The 22,830-nt window shown below is 60.7% G+C and carries 23 protein-coding genes and 1 pseudogene; 6 read left to right on the top strand and 18 right to left on the bottom strand.

Annotated elements, in window-relative coordinates; all coding sequences use genetic code 11:
* Positions 1 to 22 precede the first annotated feature (22 nt).
* The 3 genes from ACIQ17_RS01985 to ACIQ17_RS01975 form a co-directional block, all read right to left on the bottom strand.
* The gene (locus ACIQ17_RS01985) at positions 23 to 1,216 is read right to left on the bottom strand and encodes a CaiB/BaiF CoA transferase family protein (RefSeq protein ID WP_398464825.1); all 1,194 of its coding nucleotides are present in this window, start codon (positions 1,214 to 1,216) and stop codon (positions 23 to 25) included.
* Positions 1,217 to 1,255: 39 nt separating this feature from the next.
* On the bottom strand, positions 1,256 to 2,419 hold the full coding sequence (locus tag ACIQ17_RS01980) for an acyl-CoA dehydrogenase family protein (protein WP_398464823.1): 1,164 nt from the start codon (positions 2,417 to 2,419) through the stop codon (positions 1,256 to 1,258).
* A gap of 88 nt (positions 2,420 to 2,507) precedes the next feature.
* Entirely contained in the window at positions 2,508 to 3,314 is an 807-nt protein-coding gene (locus ACIQ17_RS01975) for an enoyl-CoA hydratase/isomerase family protein (protein WP_398464821.1), read from the bottom strand.
* Positions 3,315 to 3,497: 183 nt separating this feature from the next.
* Here ACIQ17_RS01975 and ACIQ17_RS01970 point away from each other — a divergent pair, with 183 nt between their 5' ends.
* From ACIQ17_RS01970 to ACIQ17_RS01960, 3 genes are all read left to right on the top strand, one after another.
* Complete coding sequence (locus ACIQ17_RS01970; RefSeq protein WP_398464819.1) at positions 3,498 to 3,785, top strand: DUF1330 domain-containing protein; 288 nt, start codon at positions 3,498 to 3,500, stop codon at positions 3,783 to 3,785.
* A gap of 36 nt (positions 3,786 to 3,821) precedes the next feature.
* Entirely contained in the window at positions 3,822 to 4,775 is a 954-nt protein-coding gene (locus ACIQ17_RS01965; RefSeq protein ID WP_398464817.1) for a dihydrodipicolinate synthase family protein, read from the top strand.
* A gap of 95 nt (positions 4,776 to 4,870) precedes the next feature.
* Positions 4,871 to 5,518, top strand: coding sequence for a TetR/AcrR family transcriptional regulator (locus ACIQ17_RS01960; protein ID WP_398464815.1), 648 nt, complete (start codon positions 4,871 to 4,873; stop codon positions 5,516 to 5,518).
* A gap of 20 nt (positions 5,519 to 5,538) precedes the next feature.
* Here ACIQ17_RS01960 and ACIQ17_RS01955 read toward each other — a convergent pair whose 3' ends face one another.
* The 9 genes from ACIQ17_RS01955 to ACIQ17_RS01915 form a co-directional block, all read right to left on the bottom strand.
* Complete coding sequence (locus ACIQ17_RS01955) at positions 5,539 to 7,185, bottom strand: AMP-binding protein (RefSeq protein WP_398464813.1); 1,647 nt, start codon at positions 7,183 to 7,185, stop codon at positions 5,539 to 5,541.
* Between the two features lie 56 nt (positions 7,186 to 7,241).
* On the bottom strand, positions 7,242 to 8,393 hold the full coding sequence (locus ACIQ17_RS01950; protein WP_398464811.1) for an ABC transporter substrate-binding protein: 1,152 nt from the start codon (positions 8,391 to 8,393) through the stop codon (positions 7,242 to 7,244).
* A 35-nt stretch (positions 8,394 to 8,428) separates the two neighbouring features.
* Complete coding sequence (locus ACIQ17_RS01945; RefSeq protein ID WP_398464809.1) at positions 8,429 to 9,175, bottom strand: ABC transporter ATP-binding protein; 747 nt, start codon at positions 9,173 to 9,175, stop codon at positions 8,429 to 8,431.
* Between the two features lie 10 nt (positions 9,176 to 9,185).
* Complete coding sequence (locus ACIQ17_RS01940; RefSeq protein ID WP_398464807.1) at positions 9,186 to 9,947, bottom strand: ABC transporter ATP-binding protein; 762 nt, start codon at positions 9,945 to 9,947, stop codon at positions 9,186 to 9,188.
* Complete coding sequence (locus ACIQ17_RS01935; protein ID WP_398464805.1) at positions 9,944 to 10,930, bottom strand: branched-chain amino acid ABC transporter permease; 987 nt, start codon at positions 10,928 to 10,930, stop codon at positions 9,944 to 9,946. The genes ACIQ17_RS01940 and ACIQ17_RS01935 overlap by 4 nt, the downstream gene beginning before the upstream one ends.
* Positions 10,930 to 11,784 carry a branched-chain amino acid ABC transporter permease gene (locus ACIQ17_RS01930; protein WP_398464803.1) on the bottom strand — a complete coding sequence of 285 codons (855 nt, stop codon included), beginning with the start codon at positions 11,782 to 11,784 and terminating at the stop codon, positions 10,930 to 10,932. The genes ACIQ17_RS01935 and ACIQ17_RS01930 overlap by 1 nt, the downstream gene beginning before the upstream one ends.
* A 117-nt stretch (positions 11,785 to 11,901) precedes the next feature.
* Positions 11,902 to 12,672, bottom strand: coding sequence for an SDR family NAD(P)-dependent oxidoreductase (locus tag ACIQ17_RS01925; protein WP_398464801.1), 771 nt, complete (start codon positions 12,670 to 12,672; stop codon positions 11,902 to 11,904).
* A gap of 56 nt (positions 12,673 to 12,728) precedes the next feature.
* Positions 12,729 to 13,520: a 3-ketoacyl-ACP reductase gene (locus ACIQ17_RS01920; RefSeq protein WP_398464799.1), complete on the bottom strand. Its 792-nt coding sequence runs from the start codon at positions 13,518 to 13,520 to the stop codon at positions 12,729 to 12,731.
* Between the two features lie 8 nt (positions 13,521 to 13,528).
* Entirely contained in the window at positions 13,529 to 13,993 is a 465-nt protein-coding gene (locus tag ACIQ17_RS01915) for a MaoC family dehydratase (protein ID WP_398464797.1), read from the bottom strand.
* A 121-nt stretch (positions 13,994 to 14,114) separates the two neighbouring features.
* On the opposite strand from ACIQ17_RS01915, the gene ACIQ17_RS01910 reads away from it, so the two are divergent.
* Positions 14,115 to 14,942, top strand: coding sequence for a shikimate dehydrogenase family protein (locus ACIQ17_RS01910; RefSeq protein ID WP_398464795.1), 828 nt, complete (start codon positions 14,115 to 14,117; stop codon positions 14,940 to 14,942).
* Between the two features lie 4 nt (positions 14,943 to 14,946).
* Here the strand turns inward: ACIQ17_RS01910 and ACIQ17_RS01905 are convergent, their stop codons facing one another.
* Positions 14,947 to 15,969, bottom strand: a complete 1,023-nt coding sequence (locus ACIQ17_RS01905; RefSeq protein WP_398464793.1) for an NADP-dependent oxidoreductase — start codon at positions 15,967 to 15,969, stop codon at positions 14,947 to 14,949.
* A gap of 528 nt (positions 15,970 to 16,497) precedes the next feature.
* Here ACIQ17_RS01905 and ACIQ17_RS01900 point away from each other — a divergent pair.
* Positions 16,498 to 16,782, top strand: a complete 285-nt coding sequence (locus tag ACIQ17_RS01900) for a hypothetical protein (protein WP_398464791.1) — start codon at positions 16,498 to 16,500, stop codon at positions 16,780 to 16,782.
* A 276-nt stretch (positions 16,783 to 17,058) separates the two neighbouring features.
* On the opposite strand, the gene ACIQ17_RS01895 is transcribed toward ACIQ17_RS01900, so the two are convergent.
* From ACIQ17_RS01895 to ACIQ17_RS01885, 3 genes are all read right to left on the bottom strand, one after another.
* Positions 17,059 to 17,349 (bottom strand): phosphatase PAP2 family protein, encoded by a 291-nt coding sequence (locus ACIQ17_RS01895; RefSeq protein ID WP_398464789.1) that lies wholly within the window; start codon positions 17,347 to 17,349, stop codon positions 17,059 to 17,061.
* Positions 17,350 to 17,372: 23 nt separating this feature from the next.
* Positions 17,373 to 17,816 (bottom strand): phosphatase PAP2 family protein, encoded by a 444-nt coding sequence (locus ACIQ17_RS01890; protein ID WP_398464787.1) that lies wholly within the window; start codon positions 17,814 to 17,816, stop codon positions 17,373 to 17,375.
* Positions 17,817 to 18,119: 303 nt separating this feature from the next.
* Positions 18,120 to 19,094: a phosphatase PAP2 family protein gene (locus ACIQ17_RS01885; RefSeq protein WP_398464785.1), complete on the bottom strand. Its 975-nt coding sequence runs from the start codon at positions 19,092 to 19,094 to the stop codon at positions 18,120 to 18,122.
* A 258-nt stretch (positions 19,095 to 19,352) separates the two neighbouring features.
* On the opposite strand from ACIQ17_RS01885, the pseudogene ACIQ17_RS01880 reads away from it, so the two are divergent.
* Positions 19,353 to 20,136 (top strand): annotated as a pseudogene (locus tag ACIQ17_RS01880) (IS3 family transposase); the annotation flags it as partial.
* Positions 20,137 to 20,256: 120 nt separating this feature from the next.
* Here the strand turns inward: ACIQ17_RS01880 and ACIQ17_RS01875 are convergent.
* Together ACIQ17_RS01875 and ACIQ17_RS01870 are read right to left on the bottom strand one after the other, a co-directional pair.
* The gene (locus ACIQ17_RS01875; RefSeq protein ID WP_398464783.1) at positions 20,257 to 20,604 is read right to left on the bottom strand and encodes a flagellar biosynthesis repressor FlbT; all 348 of its coding nucleotides are present in this window, start codon (positions 20,602 to 20,604) and stop codon (positions 20,257 to 20,259) included.
* Positions 20,605 to 20,711: 107 nt separating this feature from the next.
* Entirely contained in the window at positions 20,712 to 22,307 is a 1,596-nt protein-coding gene (locus tag ACIQ17_RS01870; RefSeq protein ID WP_398464781.1) for a flagellin, read from the bottom strand.
* Positions 22,308 to 22,830: the final 523 nt, after the last annotated feature.

Below are 22,830 nucleotides of genomic sequence, written 5' to 3'. Positions count from 1 at the left end.
GGTCGTGACAAGCTGAAGGCTGTCAGGCGGGCACCGGTCCATGCACGACCTTGGCCGCGATCAATTCCTCGATGGCAGCATCGCTCAGACCCGCCACATCGCGCAGCACCTGGCGGGTGTCGGCGCCGAGTTCCACCGGCATACGACGCAGGACCGGCGTCTCGCCATCGTAGCGAACGGGATGTGCAAGCACTGTCGCCGTCCCGTTCTTGATCGGAATTTCCATGAAGCAGTTATTCGCAACCACCTGCGGGTCGACGCGGATTTGGTCGTAATTCTGCACGCGCTCGAACCACAGCGCATGCGGCGTCAGCGCGGCCTCAAGACGTGCGTAGGTCCAGTCCTGCAGTTCGCGTGCGAGGATGCGGGTGAATTCATCCCGCATGGCCATCCGGTCCTTGCCGAGCGCGATCAGGTCGGCAGACCCGATCGCCGCCGCGAATTGCTCGATATCGCCGCCCAGGCTGATGACCGCATGGCAATCCGCAAGCTTGTAGACGCCATAGGGTGCATCAAGATGCCAGTTGGCGAGTTGCGGATGGCGCTGGAAATGTGCCGGTGTTCGCTTGCCGGAGAAATACACCGCCATCGACTCGACCTGCAGATCAAGCCCCGCATTCAGGAGATTGGATTCGACACGCGTCCCCTCGCCCGTCGCCAGCTTCTTGATATAGGCGGCCATGATGCCCATCGCGAGGAGCGCCGCGCCGTGCTGATCGACCAGCGGCACGCCGGGAACGGTCGGATGCTCATCGAGATTTCCGGTCACGGCCACGAGACCGCACCGCGCCTGGACCAAGAGGTCCTGGCCGGGCTTGTCGGCCATCGGACCTTTCGGTCCCCAGCCGCTCGCCGACGCGTAGATGATGTCCGGCTTCACCGCCTTGACCGCATCATAACCGAAGCCGAGCCGATCGAGCACGCCGCCGCGATAGTTCTCCGTCACCACGTCACAGGTTGCGATGATGTCGTAGAGAATCTTCTTGGCACGCGGGTTCTTCAAGTCGATAGCAATCGACTTTTTGTTGCGATTGACCGCAAAATAGCTCGCGCTCAAGCCGTCCACATAGACATGGCCGCCCGTATGATTGCGCTCGAAGGCGCCGGTCAGCGGCTCCACCTTGATGACTTCAGCGCCGAGGTCGGCCAGATATTGCGAACCGGCGGGGCCCTGAACGAAATGCGAAAAGCTCAGGACGCGCATCTTGTTTAGCATGATCTCTCTCGATTCAAATCAACCGACGCGACGATGGCGTCAGACCGGATGGGTGCCACTCTTCAGCAGGCTGCGCGCAATCACCATGCGGTGGATGTCGGACGCACCATCAAAGATCCGGTAGACGCGCGCGTCGCGATACATCTGCTCCAGCGGCATCTCCCTGCAGTAACCCATGCCGCCAAAGATCTGCACCGCCTTGTCGGCGACCCGCCCGAGCATTTCCGACGCGTAGTATTTCACCATCGATACTTTTTCGCGGGGATCCATGCCCTGGTCGGTCTCCCATGCAGCGTTGAGCACCATCATGCGCGCGGCGAAGATTTCCGTTGCCATGTCGGCGAGCATCGCCTGCACCATCTGGAATTCACCGATCGACTTGCCGAACTGCTTGCGCTCGTTGGCGTAGTCGATGCTCATTTTCATCAGCTTGCTGGCCATGCCGACCGCGCGTCCACCGACCATGCCGAGGCGAACGCGATTGATGGTCGACAGCGCCTGATAGAGCCCCTGGCCTTCCGCGCCGAGAATCTGCTTCTCAGACACACGGACATTGTCGAAAGCGAGCTCGCAGTGATTTGTCGCGCGCAGGCCCATCATGTACTGGATCCGCCCGACGGTGAAACCAGGCGTATCGCGGTCGATCAGGAACGCCGTAATGCCCTTCGCGCCCTTGCCCGGATCCGTCACTGCCGTGATGATGAAGGAATCGGCGAGATCGGCGTCGCTGATGAAATGCTTGGAGCCGTTGATGACAAAATCGGATCCATCACGCTTGGCCGTGGTCTGGATTCCCGCCGCATCCGAGCCCGCATTCGGTTCGGTCATGCCCAGCGCGACCCCGATGTCGCCCCGAACCGCCGGATAGAGATAACGCTCGCGCTGTTCGCCGACGCAGTTTTCAAGCGCAGCGGGGATCGCTCCGAAGGCACGCCGCACGAGCGCGTCCTTGGTCCAACCGAACTGCTCTTCGCACAGGCACATGTCGACGGCGCTCAGTCCGCCGCCACCGCATTCGGCCGGCATGCCGAGCGCGAACAGGCCCAGTGATTTCGCCTTGGTCCGCAGTTCCAGCGCGAGCTCCGGGCGAACGAACTGCTTCTCCTCCACCTCGGCTTCGTGAGGTTTGAGCTCGGTCTCGATGAAACGCTTGAGCGTTTTGAGCACCATGGTCATTTCTTCGGAAATCGAAAAGTCGATCACGGATGGTGTCCTCTGTCGTTGTTGCGCGCGGTCGGCCCCGATCGGTCGCGGCGCTGCGGATGAAGTCGATGATGGATTGCAAACGCCGTCAGCGCCGGTCGCCGAAGACGGAGATATCGAGACGGCCCTCGAAATTGGCAGGCTTCTTCTGCGTGAAGGCCGTGACGCCTTCGATGAAATCGGGAGTCTGCGACAGGCCTTCGCTGAGACGCAACGAGCTCGCGATCGCCTCGTCTTCCGGGCAGTTCATCGCGTCCTCAAGGGCCCTCTTACAGGCATACATGGCCTGCGCCGGACCCGCAGCGAGCCGTGCTCCCAATTCGATGGCGGCGGTGAGCACTGTCCCCTTGGGCACGACCTTGTTGACCAGGTGCCACTGCAATGCCGTCTGCGCATCGATCATGTCGCCAAGCATCATCATTTCCTTGGCGAGGGAGAGGCCGATGCGCTGCGTGACTCGCACCGTGCCGCCGCTGCCGGGAAAGCCGCCGAGCTTGATCTCCGGCAGACCGAGCCGCGCATCGTCCGAAGCGACGATGAGGTCACAGCCAGCCGCCAATTCGAGCCCGCCTCCGAGTGCAAGCCCCTCGATCGCGGCGATGGTCGGCTTGGGAAAATGGGCGACCGCGCCATAAGTCTCGTTCTCGAAGCCGAGTTTGCGCGTCACAATCGCCTTGTCGGCGATCAGACCGGGAAATTCCTTGATGTCGGATCCGGCGCAGAAGGCGCGGTGCCCTTCGCCCGTCAGCACCAGCGCACCGACCTCTGTGTCCGCTTCGAGCTCCTTCAGCGCCGCATTCATCGCGCGCGTCAGATCAAGTGTGACGACATTCATCGGCGGATTGTTGAGGACGAGCACCGCCACCCGGCCGTGTTTTTCGATTCTGATCGTCATGTTTCCCCCGAGACCACGCTCGTTTTTTGGCAAAGTGTCATTTACTGACGTGCAGGTCAATAAAGATTCCACAACTTGCGCGTTGTTGCTGAATTTCGCGTGCCCGACGCCTCGAACCGCATTGACTTACAGGTATGTCAGTGACAGTTTGCTGTCAAATTTTTTAGGGAAGGAACGGACGGGATGGCGGCGATTGTGGTGGCACAGGTGAAGGTGACCGACCCGGAGGCCTATGAAAAATACAAGCCACTGGCCAAGGAGGCGATCGAGTCGTTCGGCGGGCGCTATCACGTGCGGGGCTCGATGCCCGTGGCGCTGGAAGGCGACACGCCCGACCGCCGCTTTGTCATCGTGGAGTTCGACAGCGTCCAGCGCGCCAAGGACTTCTACAACTCGACGATCTATCTGAAGGCGCGCGAAGCCCGTAGCGGCGCCTCGATTGCCGACATCGTCGTGCTGGAAGGCGTCTGATCCGCACCGAGACATGCGTTTGACAAGGAGAGCAAAATGAGCCGCACCAAATATGATTGTTCGGGCGTTATTCCCGCCTGCCTGCTGCCCCTCAAGGACGATCTGTCGATCGATGAAGCGAGCTATCGCAAGCATCTGCGCGACGTCACCGGCGTCCGCGGCATCGCCGCGATCACCGTCAACGGTCATGCGTCCGAAGTATCGTCATGCACCTTCGAGGAACAGCAGCGCATTCTCGATGTGACGATGGACGAGGTTGGCTCCAAGCTGCCGGTCGTGAACGGCGTCTATGCCGAAAGCGCCATCGAGGCCATCAAGATCGCGAAAATGGCAGAGAAAGGCGGCGCTTCGGCCCTGCTGGTCTTCCCGCCCAATCTGTTCATGCTCGGCGCGCGCCCGGACATGGTGGTCGATCATTTCAAGCGCATCGCCGATGCCACCGATCTGCCGCTGATCATCTTCCAGTTCCCGATCGCAACCGGGCTTTGCTATCCGCATGACACGCTGGTGCGAATGCTGGCCGAAATCCCGTCGATCGCGGCCATGAAGGATGCCTGCGGCGATCCCGTCCGCCATGAGTTCACGGTCCGCGAACTCCAGAACGGCCCACGCCCGTTCAACGTCCTGACCACCCACAGCGCCTGGCTGTTCAGCTCACTCGTGACCGGCTGCAACGGCCTTCTGTCGGGTGCCGGCAGCACCATCGCCGACCTCCAGGTGGCGCTCTTTGAGGCCGTGCGCAACAATGACATGGCCGCCGCCAAGGCTGCTGCGGACCGCATCTATCCGACCACGCACGCCTTCTATTCGGCGCCCGGTGTCGACATGCACAACCGCATGAAGGAAGCCCAGGTGCTGCTCGGACGCCTCCCCTCGGCCGCGGTGCGGCCGCCCTTGCAGAAGCTGCCGGTAGACGAGGTCGCGCGCATCCGCAACGCCATGATCCGTGCCGGGTTGCTGCCGCACGGTCAGGTTGACGCAGCCGCCTGACGCCGCGAAACAATTGCGATTTCAGCACAAAGCTGAGACAATCGGGTGCCATGAATTTCCGGATTCGTGGCACCCTTTCAATTTTCGGACCGACTATGCGTGACAAGATCAAATCGACGACCGCCGATCTGTTGGTAAAATACGGCTATCGAGGCGTTAGTTTTCGCGAGATCTCGGAGATTCTCAGCACCACCCGCGCCAATCTGCACTATCACTTCGGCAACAAGAGTGGCCTGGTCGAGGAAGTGCTCGAAGACTATGCCCGCGGGACGATCGAACGCTACACCGATGTCTGGACCGATCCCGAAACGACACTGCGCGAGAAGATCGCAGCAACCGTCGCTTTCAACCGCGAGCGCTACAACAAATTCAATCCCAATGGCGACAAGGGCCATCCGTGGAGCCTGATGATCCGGCTTCGGTCGGACCGTGACGCCCTCACGCCGAAGATGCAGTCGATCCTGCAAAGCACATCGCATGAGTTCGAAAGCCTGGTGCGGATCGGAGTCGGGCTTGCCGTCCGCGCCGGCGAATTCCGCGAGAACGCCCCGCAGCAAAAGATTGTCATTCAACTGGCGACGATCATTCACTATGCGGGCTCCGTGACCCGCGACTCCGGCCGGTTCTCGCGCCTGTCGGAACTTTGGGAAGCAACGCTATCGACCATCGAGGCTGCCTATGGCACCGGCGCGAAAGCTGAACCTGCCGCCAGGAAGCCGGTCAGAAAGAAAGTGCCGTCCTGATCCATCGACCGTCCGTTCGATCAGCCGTTGATGATGTCGCGCAGCGCGATGCCGGCTTGCTTGCGATCCCATGTCGCAGCCGTAATTCCGGCCAGTCGCATCACCGCCTTTTGCACCTTTTTCGTCGGCGTGCGGGGCAGTTCGGCCACGATCTCGATATAGCGCGGCACCATGTGATGAGGCAGCGCGCGCGCCAGCGGGCCGAGAAGCTCCGCCGGACCGATCGTGCTGCCCGCGCTCAGCACCACACACAGCTTGATGTCGTCATCACCGGCGAATTCCGACGGGATCCCGACCGCTGCGGCATCGACCACGCCCGCGATCTGCTGCGCGGCATATTCGATATCATAGGAGGAAATATTTTCTGCCCGCCGCCTGATCCTGTCCTTCAAACGATCGACGAAATAGACCCAGCCATCGCGGTCGATATAGGCGCTATCGCCGCTGTGGAACCAAAGATTGCGCCAGGCCTCGACGGTCGCTTCCGGCTTGCCGAAGTACCCCTGCATCAACGTTGCGGGATATTTTGGCCGCACAACGAGTTCGCCGACTTCGCCGGCCGGCAGCGCCGCGTCATTCGCAGGATCGACGACCAACACCTCGAACCAGTCCGACAGCGGCTTGCCACAGGAACCCGCCCGTAACGGCTCGTCATAGGGGTGCCAGCAAGGAATTCCCACCTCGGTCATCCCCCAGGTTTCGATCCCCTTGAGGCCAAACCGTCGCTCGAATGAAGCGGCGATATGTTTCGGGAAAGGTGACGTGCCGAGGCGCGTCAGCGGATTGTCCGCATCATCAGGCCGCTCCGGCTGCGCATAGATCATTTCAAGCAGCGGGCCATGGCCGATCGTCACGGTGGCCTGCGCGCGCCGCACGCGATCGAGCCAATGCTCGGCCTTGAAGCCGCGGTCCAGCGAGACCCGGGCGCCGACCAGCAACGCCGCCGTGAGGGCACAATAGCGCGGCGACATGTGAAACAGCGGATGCGCAACATAGTAGACATCGGTATCGACAACGCGCATGCCCTCGACCGAATTCCGCGCAATCAGGATCGCCTGCGCATGCGGAACCATCACGCCTTTCGACGGCCCCGACGTGCCCGAGGTCATCAGCACCGAGGAGATCTGATCGAAAGTCGTGACAGGCGCGTCCCAGCCCTCCTCGCCGCCGGCGATCGAAACATAGGGCACCAAGGCCAGTCGTTTGAATCCTGCAACCGCGTTCACCGGCGGCTCCAGGTCACCGAAATGCACGACCTGCTTCAGCGTGGTCAGGTCATGCTCGATGTCGCGCAAGGCCGGCAGCAACTCGTCTTCGACGATCGCCATGGTCGCACCGAGCATGTTGAGCGCATGCACAAGAGGCTGGCCGCGAAATGCCGGATTGATCGGCGCATCGGTCGCGCCGACCAGATTGATGGCAAGCCACGCATGAACGGCGATCAATCCATTCCCGGCGAAGATCGCCACACGATCGCCCTGTCGCACGCCGGACCGGGACAAGCCCGCCGCCAGCCTGCTGACGTCATCCCAAAGCTCCGCAAATGTCTGGTAGCTGCCGCCTTCAAAGCAAAGGAACGGGCGATCCGGCGTCACCTGCGCGCGCCAGCGTAGCAACCGGTCATAGGTCCAGTCGGTGATGGGACGGTCGAGAAAGGATGGCGTCATCGAACGAGGCGCTCCCACTGTCCCGCGGATCGCATGGCCCGCGGGATCTTCTGCGCTTACTTGACAGTCTTGAACTTGCCGTTCGAGATCTCGACAGTCACCAGCGAATCCTTGGAGAAGCCTTCATGCTGATCCTTGGAGTAGCAGATCGTACCATCGATGAAGGTGCCCTTGAAATCGCAGATCGTCTCGATCGCGTCGCGGATCGCGGGACCCGTCGGCTGGCCATCGATCCGCTTCAGCGCCTCGACGAGGACGAGAAAGCCGGTGGAGCTCAGGAGCTCGCCATAGCCCGATGGCTTCTTGCCGGCGGCGCGCAGAATGTCGCCAAGCGCGTTCTGCTTCTCTGACGGATCGTCCCAGTTGCCGAGCGATACCACCTGGACACCCTCACCGGCCGGACCGGCCGCGTCGAGGAATGGCCGCTGGTTGAGGCTGCCCGAGCCGATGATCGGCGCGTTCAGTCCGACTTGTCGCGCGGCGCGCACGAAGGCAGCCCCGAGCGCAGGCGCAGAGGTCTCCAGCAGCACCACTTCGGGATTGGCGTTTCGGATCTTGGTCGCCGCCGAGGTCAGGTCGATGGCATTGAGCGGCGCGCCAACCGATGCGACCACGTCGATGTCCTTCTCCTTGGACAGTTTGAGCGCATATTCCATACCGGCCTTGCCATAGGCATCTTCCTGATACATTACGGCAAACTTTTTGCGCCCCGGCACGAAAACGCCACGCTCCATGATGCCATCAAGGATGACCTCCTCGGTAGGCGCCGACCTGAAAAGCCACGGCCAAAATGCGTGCTTCTTCGAGGTCGCGTCGATGGTACCGATCGGGGCGAGAACCGGAACCTTGTTGTTCATTGCGATCGGCATCAGGGCCAGCGTGCCGGTGCCCAGCGTCGAGCCGATGATCGCCTGCACCTTCTCCTGCTGGATCAGCCGCGTTGCGCCGCGTGCGGCTTCCGTCGGATTGCTCTGGTCATCGTGAAAGATCACCTCGATCTTGCGACCCTTGACGCCGCCTTCCGCATTGATCTTGTTCGCCAGTATCTCGACGGCATCGCGCTCGGGAATGCCGAACGGCGCCGCCGGCCCGCTCAGACTGAGGATGCCGCCAACCTTCACCACCCCATCGGCCGCGATTGCCGGCCCCATCAGGCCGGCGCACAGCAATGCCGCTACAGCAACCGATTTTTTCAAAAGTCCTGTCATGCTCACTCCCCTCAAATATCTTGTTGTTTGGTTTTTTACTTACTGCCTAGAAACACCTCGGCGATGTCTTCCGGATTGGCGAGATCCGACCCTGGTCCCTCGCGGACGATGCTGCCTTGCGACAGGATGACGAAACGGTCCGCGACGCGGGCCGCGAAAGGGACATTCTGCTCGGCCAGGATCATCGCGAGGCCGCGTTGCTTGAGCGCGCTGAAAGCGTGCTGCAGCGTGTCGAACACCGCGGGCGCTAATCCCTGCGTCGGTTCATCGAAGATCATGACATCCGGCTTGCGGCCAAGCGCTAGGCTGATCGCCAGCATCTGCTGTTCGCCGCCGCTCAACATGCCGGCGCCCGCGGCCTGCCGCTCCTTCAGGATCGGAAACAGCTCCATGATGAAGTCGCGCTGGGCCTCGCGCTCGGAGAGCGGCAGCAGACGCAATCCGAGATCGATATTCTCTTTCACCGTCATCGCCGCGAACACATTGCGGCGCTGCTCCGGCACCAGGGACAGACCGCTGATGGCACGTTTGTGGGAGGGATAGGACTCGACCTGCCGCCCGTTGATTTCGATCCGGCCGCTCCCCGAGACAGTGCCCGCGATCGAGCCGAGCAGGCTGCTCTTGCCGGCGCCATTGGCGCCGAGTACGGCGATCATCTCGCCCGGGACCACATGGAGCGTCACGTTGGACACGACGGTGATCCGGCCATATCGCGCAGAGACATTTGCGCACGAGATCACGGGCCGCCCTGCCGGCACGAGATTGGATGACATCATGTTCATGGCCGCCCCATCACCGTCCGCTGCTGCCGAGATAGACATCGATAAACGCCTTGTCGCGCGCGATGTCTTCGGCCCGGCCCGACATCAGCATCGCACCGCGATTGAGCACGATGACATGCTCCGCGAGTTCACGAATGAGGTTGAAATTGTGCTCCACCAGGAGGACACCGACGCCCGTCTCGGCGAGACGGCGAACCTCGACGCTGAGCATGGCCTGTTCGTCGCGCGCCAGTCCCGCCGCCGGCTCGTCCAGCAGAATATATTTCGGATTGTTGGCGACAGCCCGGGCGACCTCGACAAGCCGGACCTGCCCCATGGGCAATTCGCCCATCTTGGTCGCGCGATACTTGGTCAGCCGCAACTCTCGCAGAATCTCGCTGCACCGGTCACTGAACGTTTTCTCTTCGCGCGCGACACCGGGCGAGCGCAGCAACGATGACAGCATGCCGGGCTTCGCGACCGGGTAGAACCCGCACAGCACCGCCTCTTCCACCGTGATATGCGGATCGAAGCGCGGCGTCTGGAACGTTCGCGCCAGACCGAGCGCGATGCGACGATTGGGGGCCATGTTGTCGATGGACACACCGTCGACAGCGATCTTGCCTCCGGCCGCCGCGACCATGCCGGTGATGGAATTGAACAGCGTGCTCTTGCCCGACCCATTCGGGCCGATCACCGCAAGAATCCGGCCGCGCTCCAGTTGCAACGACACTTTGTTGAGCGCCGTGACACCGCCAAAGGCGACACTGACCTCGTGAACATCTACGCTCATGCCGTGCGCTCGCTCGTGCGCGTCACATCGGCGATCGGCGTTTCCCGCTTCTTGCTCCGCGACAACAGTTTCAACCAATCGGTTCCAAGAATGCCGCGCGGTGTGACCAGCAGCACGAACACCAGGGTCGCACCGAAGATCATGCCCTGCGCTTCCGACGCCGGGAGATAGAGTGTCAGCATCGTCAGGAAGGCGGCCCCCAGCACAGGCCCAAGGAAGGTCTGCGCGCCGCCAATGACCGTCATCAGCATGGTCTTGATGGACACATGAATGGTCAGCGAGTCCGGCCCCATATACATGAGATGATGCGCGTAGAGCCAACCGGCCACGCCCGCCACAGCCGCGGAGAGCGCGAAATAGCTTGCAAGGATCTTGGGCACATCGACGCCGTCGGCGGTGGCACGGAGAGGATCATGCCGGGCCGTCTTGACGGCTCGGCCGATCGCCGAATGCGTGAGATTGGCATAGAGCGCGATCACGACGACCACGATCGCCCATGACAGGACATGCATGGCCTCCAGGCTCGATGCGAATGGCAGGTTGGGGATGCCCGACAGCCCGATATAGCCGCCGGTGAAATCGCCGCCCTCACGGATGGCGATTTCCAGCACCATGCTCAGCAGCAAGGTGGCGATCGACAGCGGCATCGGCGACAGCCGGGTGATGGCCCGCGCCATCGGATAGCCAAGCAGCATCGGAAGGACAATGGCGAGTAGCAGACCAAGCAGCGGCGACAGGCCGTAATGTGCGGTGACGATGCTGGTCGCATAGGCGCCGACCGACGCAAATCCCGCCGTCGCCACCGACAGGATGCCCGCTTGGCCGTAGGACATGCCGACGGACAACGCCATCAGCGAGAACACGGCGATCAGGATCGAATTGTCGAGCCAGAACGGCTTGCCGACAATCAGCGGCGTCAATGCGGCGATGATGACAAAGAGAATGAAGGCCGGACGCAGCCGGTCACGCATGCGCAACATCATCAGACACGTCCTCCGGTCGCGGCAATTCGGTTCATGGGCCCGAGCGCCAGAACGACGAAGATGAAGATCATGGGAGCGGCAGTGACCCAGCCGCCGGGCAGATAGGCCGAGCTCAGGACCTGCACGAGCCCGGTGACAAGGCCGCCGGCGAAACCGCGCAGCGGGCTGTTCATGCCAAAGATGATCGCCGCGCCAAATCCGGAAATGGTGAGTTGCAGGCCGGTGCTGTAGTCCGCACCCGTGGTGAACAGGACAAGAATGCCGGCCACGCCGGCCAGAAAGCCGCCGAGCAGATAGGTGCAGAACCAGATCGTCTGCACCGGAATGCCATTCAGCGCGGCACCGAGCGGATTGATGGCGCTGGCCCGCATCATGCGCCCGAATGGCGTGCGATACAGCAGCACATAGAGCGCGACCAGCAGCAGAATACAGACGATGATATTGATCAGGGCCTGCGGGCTGATGCGGACACCGAACACGTCCCAGAAGGTATCGAACACCTGTCTGGCCATCGGATCCTTGCCGTATACCGTGAGGATGAAGGATTCGAGGAAAGTGGCGAGGCCGAAAGTGCCGAGCACGGCCGTGATGTGATCGAACGTGCCGGGCCGGTTGAGGCGCATCGAGATAAAGCCGACGATCGCCGACGACAACACCGCGGCGGCTATGCCGAACACGATGCCGGCCGGGCCGCCGACCGCCCAGGCGATCGCGACCGCGAGCACCGTATAGGCGCCGACAGCGAGATCGACCGACCCGGTTGTCGCGAAAACGAGGCTGATGGGAAACGCCAGGAGGCCGTAGATGACCCCCAGAAACGCCCCACGGACGACAAACTCCATCAGCTCGTACACCGTTCTCTCCCTGAACCTTTCACACCGGCTTGGCCAGTTTACTTACCTACAAGTAAGTTTAGTTTATTATTTCTGTCAAGCTGTCGCGTGAGCCCCGGCTGGACAGAAATGACGCAGTCAGTTCATCCACAGGCCGCCGGTGACATTGATGCCCTGCCCGGTCATGTAGCTGGCCTGATCCGACAGCAGGAATGCCACGACATTCGCGATGTCTTCCGGCTCGCCCAGCCGTCCCAGCGGGATTGTATGCGCGCGCTCGGCCGCGGTCGGCAGCCCTTTGGCCACCAACTGTTCATCCGCAACCTTGCGCATATGGGTGTTGGCGATCGCACCCGGGCACACCGCATTGACACGAATGCCATGCGCCGCAAGATCCAAGCCCATCGATTGGGTCATGCCGAGAATGGCAAATTTCGACGCGTTGTAGGCGAGCGAACTCGGTCGGCCGACTTTGCCGAACCACGACGAAATATTGATGATGCGCCCCGATTTGTTCTCGACCATGGTGGGCACGACTGCATGGCAGCAATTGAAGGTGCCGGAGACGTTCAGTCGCATGGTGAAGTCAAAATCCTCGGGCCGGTCGTCGATGATGGACGCCACCTGCCCGGTGCCGGCATTGTTGACGAGTATGTCCACGCGGCCCCAGCTTTTGATGACATCGGCGACACCGGCCCTCACCGATGCCAGATCGGTGACGTCGATCACGGCTCTGGAGACCGCGCCGCCTGCCGCGCTGAGATCGCCAAAGGTCAAGTCGAGCGCTTCACTGTTGTTGTCCCACAGCGCCACATGGCACCCTTCCGCCGCCAGCCGCTTTGCGATGGCGCGGCCGATGCCCCTGGCAGCGCCGGTCACGATGGCAACGTTTCCTTGATAGTCGTACATCATAGCCTCAATGGATCGGGACGTCCGCCGCAGCGGATCTGCAGGAGCAACGGGCGTTAGGTGCGACGGATATGCATGCCGCCATCGACAAAGAAGGCCTGGCCTGTCGAATAAGGCATCCGGCCGGACGCGAGTTCGGCGACAGTCCGCCCCACATCGTCGGCCTGCCCCCAGCGCGCCATCGGGAAGCCGCCGGCTTCCACCCAACCATTATATTTGTCGAACACGTCCCTGGTCATGTCGGTCTGGATGATACCCGGGCGTACCTCATGCACGGCGATGCCATATTCCGCGAGCCGCAACGCATAAAGCGTGCTCATCATCGCGACGCCGGCCTTGGAGATGCAGTATTCTGCCTGCGCGGCAGTGGCGATAACGGCATTGCCCGAGGAGATGAAGATGATGGTGCGCTGCGGCTGCGTCCGGTCGCCAGCATCGTCGCTGCGCATCTGTTTGGCGACACGCTGGGTCAGGAAGAACGAGGCCCGCAGATTGATCGACATCAAGCGATCGAAACTCTCCGCAGGCGTCTCCAGGATGTCGCCGCGGTGCCTGGTTTGCACACCGGCATTGTTGAGCAGACAAGTGAGGGGACCAAAGGCCGCGCGGGCCTCGGTGACGATGCGCTCGTGCTCGCCCAGGTCAGACAGATCGCCCCGCACGAACACAGCCTTGCGGCCTCGCGCCTCGATTCCCTGCAGCGTTTCCGCGGCTGATTGATCGCGTTCGAGATCGTTGATGACGATATCGAAGCCGTTGTCGGCCAGCGCATAGGCGCTGGCACGGCCGATACCCCGGCGCCCGCCGGTCACAAGGGCAACGCGCCCTGCCTCGCGTGACATGGACATAGCCCGCCTCAGGCCGCATTCTTTGCGGAGGACGAAACAGGCACCCATTTCATGATGTGCACCGCCGCTGCCACCACTTCACCGCGCTGGTTCCTGACCTCGACATTGGAAAATGTGCGGTCCTTGGCGCCGTCGAGCCGGTCGATCGTGTAGCTCACCGTCACCGTGTCGCCGAAGAAGACCGGGCCGACGAAGCGGACGCGATCATAACCCAACGAAACCGGTGTCAAGCCGACATACTTGGCAACATAGGGCGTGAACATCACGGTCGAGGCTGTCGACATGAATCCCATCGACAGAACGCCATGCGCAATGCGGTGACCGAAAGCCGACGTCTCCATATATTGCTCGTTGCAATGCACGTCGGAGAGGTCACCGGTGATCCCGGCGAAGAGATAGACATCGCTCTCCGACACCGTCTTCGAAAAGCGGATCGACTGACCGACCGTCACCTGAAAATCCGTATCCTGCACGCGTAAACCTCCCGTCGCTTGCCTTGTGGCTTGCCAGTGATTTATCGCTGACTTACAGGTAGGTCAATAAACTTTATAGCCGCGGGGACCGTTTTCGGACGGACGAGATGAGGGGACGATCATGACAGGAGATCAATTCGCGCCGCAAAGCGTCGATTATATTTCAGGCAAGACCCGCCTGTTCGCCATTGTCGGCGACCCCATCGCGCAAGTGCGATCACCCGAATTCGTTACCCATGAGTTCGTCAAGCGGGGCATCGATGCGATCGTGCTCCCCATGCATCTCACGGTGGATCGCTTTGACGACCTGTTCCCCGCGGTGATGGCGATCGAGAATCTCGACGGCTTGATCATCACCGTCCCCTTTAAAAAACGCGCAGCACCGTTCATGCGGCGACTCGGACCGCAGGCACAGATCACCCGGACGGTCAGCGTGCTATCGAAGCGCCGCGACGGATGGATCGGCGAAATGTTCGATGGCCTGGGCTGCGTGGCGGCGCTGCGCCGCAGGGGCGTACAAGTCGCGAGTGCGCGCATCATGCTGCTCGGCGCGGGCGGCGCAGGCGCTGCGATCGCGGTCGCCCTGGCGTCGCAACGGCCGAAATCGCTCCGCATCGTCGATCCGGATGTCAGCCGCGCCGCCGCAGCCGCGCACATGATCGCGCAGGCCTTTCCCGAGCTCGATGTGGCCGCCGCTGCGGCATCGCTGGATCCGGACCTGTTCGACGTCCTGATCAATGCCTCGCCGGTCGGCATGCTGGATAGCGATGCCTGCCCGCTGCCCATCGACCGCATCTCGCCGCATCTGGCGGTCATGGATATCGTGATGATGCCCGACGAGACACGGCTGCTCCGGATGGCGACGGCTGCCGGCTGCAACGTGATCTATGGACGGGAGATGCTGGGGTCCCAGGTCTCCGCCGTGGTCGACTTTCTGACCACGAAATAGCTCGTCACGCGGCAGATCCCGCGACCCGAACGATGAGCTTTCCGAAATTCTGCCCCTTCAGCATGCCGATGAAAGCTTGCGGCGCATTCTCCAATCCATCGACGAACTGTTCGCGATGGACCAGCTTGCCTTCGGCGAGCCAGCCGCCGACATCGCGCTGGAAATCGTCCATCTGCGCGATGAAATCGGTGACAATGAAACCGCGGATGGTGAGCCGCTTCACAAGCGCCGTGCGCATCAATTCCGCCTGAGCAAGCCTGTTGCTCTGCCCGGCACCAGCATCGTTGTATTGGGAGATCAGGCCACAAACCGGGATGCGGGCGAAATCGTTCAGCAGCGGAAAGACGGCGTCCCACACAAGGCCGCCGACATTTTCGAAATAGATGTCGATGCCGTTCGAACAAGCCGACCGGAGTTTTGCGGCCATATCGGGATCGCGATGATCGATGGCCGCGTCGAAGCCAAGCACGTCGACGGCATAGCGGCATTTCTTCAGGCCGCCGGCAATGGCTACCACCCGGCATCCCTTGAGCCGGGCGATCTGTCCAACCAGAGCGCCGACCGGGCCGGTGGCCGCCGCAACCACGAGCGTCTCGCCTGCCTTGGGCTGCCCGATATTGAGCAGCCCCGTATACGCAGTGAGCCCCGGCGACCCGAGAATCCCGAGCGCCGCCGAGGGCGGCAACTGGGTGTTGGCGATCCGGCGCAGGTCCGTTCCATCGGACAGGGCGAATTCCTGCCAGCCGGAGCGTCCGACCACGAGATCGTCCTCGCGGAATTCCGGATGCCTGGATGTGACCACGCGGCTCACGGTGCTCCCGACCATCACGCCGCCAAGGGCAACCGGCGGCGCATAGGACGGACCCTCATTCATCCGCCAGCGCATGTAAGGATCAAGGGAGAGAAGTTCTGTCTTCAGCAGCACATGCCCGTCATCAACCGCGGGGATACCGCGTTCCTGCATGGCAAAATCGGACGACTGGGGCTCACCCACCGGGCGACGCGCGAGGACGATCTGGCGATTCATATGGTTATCTCTAGCTCCCATTTTTCTTGCAACAACGAAGCCACCCCTGCGCAGGTTGGTCTGATGCAATCATTGATGTTTTCCCGCCTACAGGAAAAGGCACAAACAGGCAGGGCGCCCCGGATTGCGTGGCCGGGCGGAGGAAGCGCACCCCAGCCGGATCACCACCTAAGAAACTGATATCACTATTGAATTACTGCATCACTCTATCGTGTAGCAGTATTGTGCATCACATCACAAGAGCAGCGTTTTCGTGCCCTGCAACTTGCCTTGCCGGTCTGAGCTGCCGTCGGTTTGATGGACACCGAGATAGGGTGTTTTATGAATCAGGAGAGAACTGCGTCCCGATAGCCTCCGCCGCCTAGTCAAATCCTTCGACCACAAGGCTGACGCAACCACGGGCGGCAGCTTGTCAGCCGCCATCGGCGATCGCGGCGGCTCGCTCAAAATCAAGAAGATGGAAGGCGCCTCCCAAGAAGAGCGGACGTCCCGCGCAATGCAGACCCTCCCTCTTCCAAGGGGTAGGCTGTGCTGTTTCCGCTGCAGAGGCAGGACGGCACTGTCGAAATCCTCGATGACGAGTGGGGATTCGCCGAGATGGCGAGTTATCACCGCATCGGGGATTTCTTGCCCTATCAGGGGCTCGTCCGGCGTGAGACCTATATCGACCCCCAGCCACGTCGAGGTTGTGCCGCTGGCCGACATCGAACCGCTGCGCCGCGACTTGGGGACGCCGCTCACCACTGTGACGCGCCGCGCTATGTGGTCGATTTCCAGCTGTCCGCGGCGCTGCTGCTGATCGCGAGCTCGTAGGCCACAAAACGATCGAGGCGGTTTGACAGCAGCCGCTCGAGTTTGCGCTCGCGCCACGTTGAGGGCCATGAACCATGGCCGCTGGGCCACTCCTTCGCATCGTAAAGCACCCCGTCTTGTAACTAGCACGTGTCAGCCGGTGGCTCTTTCAATGCGGCGATCGAGGTTCGCTTTGCACCACAAGCGGCATAACAGACGACTTCGCTAGTTTCCGAGCTCCGTTTGTGTGGAGCGCCGCGCTGACGCCTATCTGTCGACCCGCAGATGCGGGTTCCTTTACGTGAGCATCGTCTGCGGAAGCGCTGCAGCGTTTTCCACATCCGAACGGTTGGTGTCTCCGTTCTCCGGAAATCCGGGACGGGTTATCTTCTCAGCGAGTATGAAGGCAACCGCAGCAATTGCCGCACCGGCGAAGACGTCGCAAACGTAGTGGCCGCCTTCCGTTATCGCGCTTGCGAACATGATAACATTCGCGACGCAGGCCGCTGGAAACACACCTTCGATGCCGCGCAGAGCCCAAGGAACGAACACGGCAACCGCGGCATGGTAAGACGGAAAATTGATCATACCTCCCAAAACGTCAGGAATGATTACTTGGCCGAAGCGCGCAAAATCTCCAAATGCTGCAGTGGAGTCGCGCCGCTGAACTGCAGTACCGAGAAGTTTGCTCCAAATTGGCCTCCGACAAGGCCTGCCGCCGGCAGGAGAGATCCTATAACAACCGTTAGAAGGATCGCCAGGCTCATGCCCGCCAGATATACGCGAAGCCGGTTTAGGCGGTTGAGAAACGCTAACACTAGGATCGGCAGCGCGATCTGAAACCCAATCGTTGCGTGAACGAACTCTAGAGTACGTGCGATGATCGGGTTGAGATCGGTCCAGCAAACGATGGAGTGCCAGTCGAATCCTAGTGATCGATCGATAGCAACAAAGGTAGCGTCCTGCAGTGGAAGCTTCAGAGTCTGACCTATATATGCCGTCATCGCGCCGAAGCTCGAAACCGTCACGGCAAACAGCACGCTGAGGCTCAGCACACGTACAGTTCGCATTATAGGGGTCTCAGTCTGGCAAGAGCAGACGAGATCAATAGCAACAACACCTGCAATCAGCAGTGCGAATGTTGGCGGCTTCTAAAAGACGACGCCGTTGGTGACCCACTGATATGCGACGATGGCAATAAAAATGAGGAGAACACCGAAGCTCAAAGAAGAAACTGGACTAGGCCGATCGTGAAAAAGCTGCGCCTTTGCCCCCTACAGGCGATTCTGACGACTTCCGAACTTCTCGTCTGAGCTGTAGGCGAAGCCAGTGACATATCTCCTAATGCATCCCGGCCTTCACGGAAGGTCGCCTGGCCGCTCCGGCGAAATCCATTCGGCGGATGGACCGCCCGTTCGTGAGAAAACCGCCATGACCGCCCAGAAGATCGGCCCTGCGAGTTTCTGCTCCGACTCCACCGCGCGCTCACGGCTGCCGATCCGGTCGGCAGCATGTATGGCGAGCACGGCGACTGCTACGCCCGCCAGCACGTCGATAAAGTGGTGCCCGCCAATTATAGGTGTCGCAAGCAGCATACCCCCATTAGCGATTGTCGCCAGCGGACGAGCCCACCAAAGGCGCCATAGTCCCCAGAGAGACAGAACCGCAGCTGCGGCGTGGAAGCTAGGAAATGCGATCACGCCGCCGAGACTGCCGACCTGTAGAACTCGCAGCGTTCCGTCTCGTAGCCGGGGCAACTGCTCGATCTGCACAAGATAGCCGCTCGGGCGGAGCACCCCAAAATCTGGCGACACGCCGTAATGGTGATAGGTGCCCAGCGCCGGCACAAAGATCGAGATCGCCACCGTCATCACCACTGTCAGAACGCAGGCGAGCGTAAAACGATTGAGGTGATCGACATAGCCCGCAAAACCGAGCAAGGTCGGAATGACAATGATCGGCCAAGTGATCATGGCATAGCCCAGGTAGAGGTAGGGAACGAGCGCAGGGCGATCATAGATGAACTGGAAATACTCGAGCCAGTCGAGCCCGAGCAATCTGTCGATGGCAGCAAGAGGCCCGTCCACGAACGGGAAACTAGCTGAAGCGACGATATGTGTGAGTGCAGGCGCCAACAGAAAAAGGATCATCAATTGCGCGATTGCCGTCAACGCATGGGCTTGGCGGGCAAAACTGGTTTGTCGCGCTATATGCCCGGCTCCCATTAACGCTGCGATCGAGGCGACGCTGGAGCCCAACGCGCCGTCGAGCCGAAACGAAAAATCGGTCGTCGCCAGACCGACTCCAAGGGCCACAAACAGGCCCGCTAACAATCCCCAAATTGTCCGCGTGGCGACACTAGCCGTTTCATACCTTCCCATACACTCCCCCGTCCGCACGTTTGACGTGCTTCTGTTGGATGTATCTACCGGCCCACGTTAAACTTTTCTTTATGCGCTTGCTTCGAAATTTAGTGATTGCCTTTCGCGCGCTTACCACGCCGAATAAGCGCCGCCCTTGTGCAGGGTGTCGCTATGGGCACCATCTGATCAATCCGAGCGAGGAGAAAGTCGCTGCTGCCTCAGCGCCAGACGCTCGGCGTCTCTCGGTCGGGCTTCCAACCGGGCTGAACCGCGCGCCTAGCGCCAGATCCCGCAGCGACGAAGTCGTTGCGGTGCGAACCAAGGCGAGTTTCATCGTCAGCGACCGCACCTATTGGGCCAGGCGTGTCTGGCGCGACCTGCTGGCCGAGGGGATCGATTGCAGCCTGGCGCCAGCAGGCCTTGCGGGAGCGACCGCCACGCCGAGGTCTGCTGAAGGACAACGGTGATCGCCCGATTGTATCCCTACCGTCCAATTTGCTGGACCGGCAGTTTGCGGCCGAGCGCCCGAACCAGACGTGGATTGCCAACTTCACCTAAACCTGGACGGCCGAAGGCTGGCTCCCTGTATCGGCCGTGATCGATCTGTTCTCCCGGCATGTGGCGGGCTGGTCGATGAGCGCCGGAATCACAGCGCAGTTGGTCGCTGAGGCTCTGGTGATGGCGGTCTGGCGCCGTGGCAAGCCGGCGCGCTGATGCTTCGCTCCGGTCGCGGTAGTCAGTATGCCAGCGATCAGTTTCAGAGCCTTACGGCCGACAGCGGCATCACTTGCAGCATGAGCCGGTCTAGCAATGTCTGGGACAACGCTGCCATGGGGAGCTTCTTCTCGTCGTTGAAAACCGAGCGTATCGCCCGAAAATGCTATCGCAAAAGGAACGAGGCCAAGGCCGATGTGTTCGGCTATATCGAGCGGTCCTACAACCCAACACGATGACACTCGGCATCGTATACATCAGCCCCGTTGAGTTCGAGCGGAAGCTAGGTTTAGCTTAACTGGCTGTCCACTGAACGGGCAGCAGCTGAGCTACACACGTTCAGAAAAGGTATTGCGCCCCCGCTGCCCCGCAAGTGAAATCAAAGAAAGACCGTTTTGCGATTTGATGCCAGTGAACACTACCATACGTCGATAAGCTTGCGGTATTCACGCAGAGCTCCGTACACTGAGCCTTTTGCCATCTGGCGATTCGCCTTCGACACAGTCTCTTCCAAGCCCGGCAGATCCTTCAGTAAATTCGTCGCGGCCTGATGATACTCGGACATTTCAGTTGTCTCACCGAGATAGAGCCGCTGCACCGCAAGGTACGTTTTGTTCGCTGGCGTCGTAGCCCGCTCTACAGTCATCGTGTGGGCCTGACGTAGTACAGGGGCTGCCCCCTCGATTTGAAGAAACGCCGTCTCCAGACCGATGTTCACGACTTTCGTGGTCCCAATCATAAGCCACTCTTGCGGCTCGACCGTCATTCTCAATGGCATGGTGTCCCCCAGCGATTAGTTACACGGACATCTGGTTAACAAAATAAAAACGGCGAGGTTGCCCTCGCCGTTTTCCTCACTTGCGATCGTTCTGATTAACGGAGCAACTGAAGCACGCCCTGCTGCGACTGGTTGGCGAGCGACAGCGCCGAGACGGCGATCGACTGACGGGTCGACAGCGCCTGGCTGTTGGCGGCTTCCTGGTTGGTGTCAGCGAGCGTCAGATTGGACGCGCCGGTCTGCAGCACGTTGATCATCTGCTTCGAGAAGTCCTGACGCATCTGCACGACCGACAGGTTCGAACCGAAGGCCGATGCCTGCGAACGCAGCTTGGAGCTGGCATCGTTCAGCTTGGTCAGGATCCCGTTGGCTGCCGAGTTGTCGAGGAAGTCAGTTTTCGCGGTCAGCTTGTCCAGCCCGAGGCCGAGGGTGTCGAAGGTAACGCCGGTGATGCTCAGCTTCGACTTACCGGTTTCGTTGAAGGTCAGAGCAAGCGTGTCACCATTCAGCAGGTTGACGCCATTGAACGACGAGTCTGCAGCGGTGGTCTTGATCTGGTCCATGACCGTGTTGTACTGCGCAACCAGGCCCGCACGAGTGTTCTGCGCGTTGGCGTCTTCCACGGGAGCAGAAGCCGTCTTGCCGTTGAACGCGTTGCCCGTCCCGGTCACCGCCGTCCCGCCGAGCGTACCGATGGTCTTCGAAGCGTAGTCATTGGTCGTGGTGATGGTGAGCACACCATCGGAGCCGAGCGAGGCCATCATGTTGTTCTTGGCCAGCTCGGTGTTCAACTGGTCAAGGGTTTTGACTTGGCCGTCCGCGCTACCAAACGTGATATTGGTCGTCGCGCCGCCGCCCGTCGGCTGAATTGTGAGCGTCTGGCCCGACAGCCCGCCCGTGGTGGAGGCTGGGATAAGATCGGCGCCGTTGGTGGTCGTGGTGGAAGCAGCGAAACCGCCTTTGTTCGTCGTTCCTGCAGCGACGTCGAAATTCGACGCAACGCCCGTCGCCGAATTTGTCAGAACAATTTTGCCGTCTGCCGACTTGGTGGCGGTGATCGTTTTGCTCGCAGCAGTCAAAGCGCCATTGATCTTCTCAATGGCTTCATCGATCGTATATTTGCCACCGGCGGTGTCCGCGATATCGGTTGTGCCGTTCGATGCCTTGCCGTCGAATGTCACGACCGTGCCGTCGATCGTCAGCGTATCATTGTTCGCTGGCGTTGCGGTGTCGGCCGTAAATTCAGCGCCAGCATACACGGCCGCTGCGGTCGTCGAACCAGAAGCAGCGGGCGTTTCCGGCACAGTCGTGCCGCCCAGCAGATTGTCAGCGGTGGCGCCGGGGATGATCGCGCTCTTGACCTGCGATTTGGTCGAGTAGCCAGTGGTAGCCTGCAGCGCCTGGTTGGCAATCGACTTGGCCGAGTCAACCAGCTTCTGCAGCGAAGTAATGCCGGTGTTGGCAGCCTGGAGGATCTGCACGCCGTTGCCGATGCCATCAAGCAGATTGTTGATGTCGCTGGCGCGGTTGTTCAGGCCCTGAGCGGTGAAGAAGTTGGTGGGATTGTCGAGCGCCGAGTTGACCTTGTTACCGGTCGAAAGGCGGCTCTGGGTGGTGGAGAGAAGATCCGCAGTCGACTGCAAGGAAAGCAGGTTCTGACGGACGGATGCACTGAGGGTAATGCCGGACATGTTTGAAACCTTCTGTTCAAAACGATCGCCAAATTCTTTTGGCTGTCCGCGAACATCGCCGGCAAACTCTAATAAGTGATGAAGGTGGTATTAGAAACTCGGAACGTTCCAGACAAAATGCCGATCGATCGCTCAATGATTAACAAATTTGCACCAAAATCGTGCGTGTTGTTGCTTGAGGAAACGGACAGAAGCGCGTTATTCTTCGCGACCCAATGAGCTCTCAGACAGCATTTTGCTGGCGAACTTCCTGAGAGCGTTAGTTTTCTTAACAATTGGTACTGCAAGATGCGAATTGAACATTATCGATCCGCAACAGGGAGTATCCAACGTGTAAATGCGGGGCTCGCTCTGGAGGGAAGCGCCGAACTGGACCTTATGTTCTAGACTAGCCGGGCGGTCGATGACGCGCCACGCAAGATCAGCGGCCACGATTGCCACCGCAAAATCAGCGCAGCTCGACTTTCGGGCGCCTTGCGATGCGGAAGCGATGATCTAGCCTGCTCTCGATGCGATCGAATGC

The sequence above is a fragment of the Tardiphaga sp. genome, assembly GCF_044340795.1.
GTDB lineage: Bacteria > Pseudomonadota > Alphaproteobacteria > Rhizobiales > Xanthobacteraceae > Tardiphaga.
This window is presented reverse-complemented; position numbering and strand designations above follow the sequence as displayed.

Excerpts from the sequence above, each read along its gene's own strand:
- ACIQ17_RS01920 (WP_398464799.1), bottom strand. The coding sequence starts at position 13,520 with ATGTCCATGTCACGCGAGGCAGGGCGCGTTGCCCTTGTGACCGGCGGG.
- ACIQ17_RS01875 (WP_398464783.1), bottom strand. The coding sequence starts at position 20,604 with ATGACGGTCGAGCCGCAAGAGTGGCTTATGATTGGGACCACGAAAGTC.
- ACIQ17_RS01965 (WP_398464817.1), top strand. The coding sequence starts at position 3,822 with ATGAGCCGCACCAAATATGATTGTTCGGGCGTTATTCCCGCCTGCCTG.
- ACIQ17_RS01870 (WP_398464781.1), bottom strand. The coding sequence starts at position 22,307 with ATGTCCGGCATTACCCTCAGTGCATCCGTCCGTCAGAACCTGCTTTCC.
- ACIQ17_RS01940 (WP_398464807.1), bottom strand. The coding sequence starts at position 9,947 with ATGAGCGTAGATGTTCACGAGGTCAGTGTCGCCTTTGGCGGTGTCACG.
- ACIQ17_RS01985 (WP_398464825.1), bottom strand. The coding sequence starts at position 1,216 with ATGCTAAACAAGATGCGCGTCCTGAGCTTTTCGCATTTCGTTCAGGGC.
- ACIQ17_RS01895 (WP_398464789.1), bottom strand. The coding sequence starts at position 17,349 with ATGATCAATTTTCCGTCTTACCATGCCGCGGTTGCCGTGTTCGTTCCT.
- ACIQ17_RS01975 (WP_398464821.1), bottom strand. The coding sequence starts at position 3,314 with ATGACGATCAGAATCGAAAAACACGGCCGGGTGGCGGTGCTCGTCCTC.
- ACIQ17_RS01945 (WP_398464809.1), bottom strand. The coding sequence starts at position 9,175 with ATGAACATGATGTCATCCAATCTCGTGCCGGCAGGGCGGCCCGTGATC.
- ACIQ17_RS01955 (WP_398464813.1), bottom strand. The coding sequence starts at position 7,185 with ATGACGCCATCCTTTCTCGACCGTCCCATCACCGACTGGACCTATGAC.
- ACIQ17_RS01950 (WP_398464811.1), bottom strand. The coding sequence starts at position 8,393 with ATGACAGGACTTTTGAAAAAATCGGTTGCTGTAGCGGCATTGCTGTGC.
- ACIQ17_RS01935 (WP_398464805.1), bottom strand. The coding sequence starts at position 10,930 with ATGATGTTGCGCATGCGTGACCGGCTGCGTCCGGCCTTCATTCTCTTT.
- ACIQ17_RS01910 (WP_398464795.1), top strand. The coding sequence starts at position 14,115 with ATGACAGGAGATCAATTCGCGCCGCAAAGCGTCGATTATATTTCAGGC.
- ACIQ17_RS01970 (WP_398464819.1), top strand. The coding sequence starts at position 3,498 with ATGGCGGCGATTGTGGTGGCACAGGTGAAGGTGACCGACCCGGAGGCC.
- ACIQ17_RS01925 (WP_398464801.1), bottom strand. The coding sequence starts at position 12,672 with ATGTACGACTATCAAGGAAACGTTGCCATCGTGACCGGCGCTGCCAGG.
- ACIQ17_RS01960 (WP_398464815.1), top strand. The coding sequence starts at position 4,871 with ATGCGTGACAAGATCAAATCGACGACCGCCGATCTGTTGGTAAAATAC.
- ACIQ17_RS01905 (WP_398464793.1), bottom strand. The coding sequence starts at position 15,969 with ATGAATCGCCAGATCGTCCTCGCGCGTCGCCCGGTGGGTGAGCCCCAG.